This window comes from Microcystis sp. LE19-10.1B, assembly GCF_027530565.1.
Classification (GTDB): domain Bacteria; phylum Cyanobacteriota; class Cyanobacteriia; order Cyanobacteriales; family Microcystaceae; genus Microcystis; species Microcystis aeruginosa.
Map to the genome: position 1 here is coordinate 1 of NZ_JAPZQM010000415.1, position 2,085 is coordinate 2,085.

1 protein-coding gene is annotated in these 2,085 nt (G+C 46.6%); it reads left to right on the forward strand.

Annotated elements, in window-relative coordinates; all coding sequences use genetic code 11:
• Nucleotides 1-381: 381 nt before the first annotated feature.
• The gene (locus O9332_RS15035; RefSeq protein ID WP_288026221.1) at nt 382-2,040 is read left to right on the forward strand and encodes a CHAT domain-containing protein; all 1,659 of its coding nucleotides are present in this window, start codon (nt 382-384) and stop codon (nt 2,038-2,040) included.
• Nucleotides 2,041-2,085: the final 45 nt, after the last annotated feature.

Sequence of the window (2,085 nt, forward strand, 5' to 3'; positions counted from 1 at the left end):
TACCGATTTTGAGGGGGTCAATTACCTAATTTTCAGGGAAAAAGTCCCTGAATTTCCCCCTGATCACTCCCATATCTGGTACTTTTTGAGGGGAAAAAAGTCCAAAAGTCTTATCCAACAAGGTTTTTAGATTTATTCAGCAATCCCTAAGTAGGTAGGCGTTAAAAATTATCAGACACCACCCTTATTAAGGTAGGGTTGATTCATGAATCAACCCTACTATGAATCAACCCTACTATGAATCAACCCTAGGACTAAGGGGGGATCGAACCTAAAATCTATTTTTGATTTAATTATAACCAGCTACTTAATACTCTTCCTTGCTTTTCAGAAATCCTCTAGAATAAGATTCTATGGACTTCAGACTTCTAAATAACCACAATGACCGATGATGCCATCCCTAGTCTAAACTTAGCGATCTCTAGTTTAGCGACAAGTAATCATTTCGCCCGTTGGGTGACGAAAGCACCCCTACCGGGGGGATATGTGCATCATGACTGTGAATGGACCGAGAGTCTAACCACGGAATGGATGGCATGGCAGGAAATGTTCTGTCTGCAAAAAATGCCGACCTTACCGATGTTAGAGCAATTAGAAGCAAATTCTCGACCTAAACTGACTCTTTCGGGAGAAGGCGGCAGTTATGGCGGTCAATTGATGCAGAAACTAGGTATTAGTCTCTGGCAATGGTTATTTCAAGCATCAATTGGTCAAAGTTTCGCCCAAAGTCAGGGAATCGCCCTCGGCAAAAATCAGCCCCTGCGAATTCGCTTGGAATGTCGCAACCCCTATTTAATTCTGCTGCCCTGGGAAATTATGCAGCAAGCAGGTAAACAGGCTATATCTCTGCATCCGAATATACTCTTTAGCCGCACCACCAGCGATGTGGAACCATTGCCACCGATAAAACCGACTAATAGTCTCAATATTCTCTTAGTTATCGGCGAAAAACAGATTAAAACCGCCGCTAGTTCCCGCAATCTCACCGCCATTAATACGGGTGGAGAAACTAATTCCGACCAGGCACTGGAATCCGAGGCCGCCAATCTCATCCGGGCCATCTCCCCTGGGGGCAGTAGTTCCCTCCCTGAGAATTTGGGAGTGAAAGTCAAAGTCGATACCTTAATTCGACCCGAGGCCGAAGAACTGACCAGGGCCTTGGATACGGGTAAATATCAAGCTTTTTTCTACGCCGGTCACGGAATGGCCGCCCCCAATGGCGGTTCCCTATTTCTGCGGCCGGGGGAACAGCTAAACGGGACGGAGTTAGCCCAAGCTTTGGTGAGAAATCAGGTTATTTTAACGGTTTTTAATGCCTGTTGGGGTGCTTATTCCGCTAAATCGGGTCAGGAGATGATCCCCCGCAGCAGTCTGGCGGAAGTCTTGATTCACCACGGCGTTCCCGCAGTTTTGGCCATGCGAGATGCGATCGCAGATCGCGAGGCCTTGAGTTTTATCGAAGTTTTTACCCGCACCCTCTTCGGGTTCAAAGACAAAGAAGCGCAGATGTCCACGTTGTTTCCCGGTCCGAGAGTCCCTATTGATCAGGCCGTTCGTATCGCCAGGCAGCAATTATTAACCCTCTACAAGTACAATCAACCCGCTTGGACTTTGCCGATTCTCTATATGCACCCAGAATTCGACGGGCAATTGCTGCAAACCCTTGATGAGACTCAATCACCGACGGTTATGCCCAATGTCTCCAGAACCATGCCCGCCGCTTTCTTATACTATCTCGATCGTCCCGAAAGAAAATGGTCAATCCGTGGTGGTGGCATGAATATAGGACGGGACATGGAAAATGATCTACAGATTGCTGAAAAATGGGTTAGTAAAAACCATTGTCGGATAATTTGCCGTAAAAATGCCGATTATCCAGACTATCAATACTTTCTCGCAGATTTCTCCCGTTTTGGTACTTTTATCTATCAAGATGGCCACTGGAAACAGGTTCATAACCAAGAAGTTCCCCTAGAGTCCGGTTTACAGATTCGCTTCGGCAGTCACCAAGGCCAAATCCTCGCATTTGTGGTCGAATAATTAGGGTTTGTCGAAAAAGTTTGTCGTCGGGTGTGGGGTGTGGGG

What these genes read in the sequence shown, in the direction of transcription:
- O9332_RS15035 (WP_288026221.1), top strand. Translation starts at nt 382, where the DNA reads ATGACCGATGATGCCATCCCTAGTCTAAACTTAGCGATCTCTAGTTTA.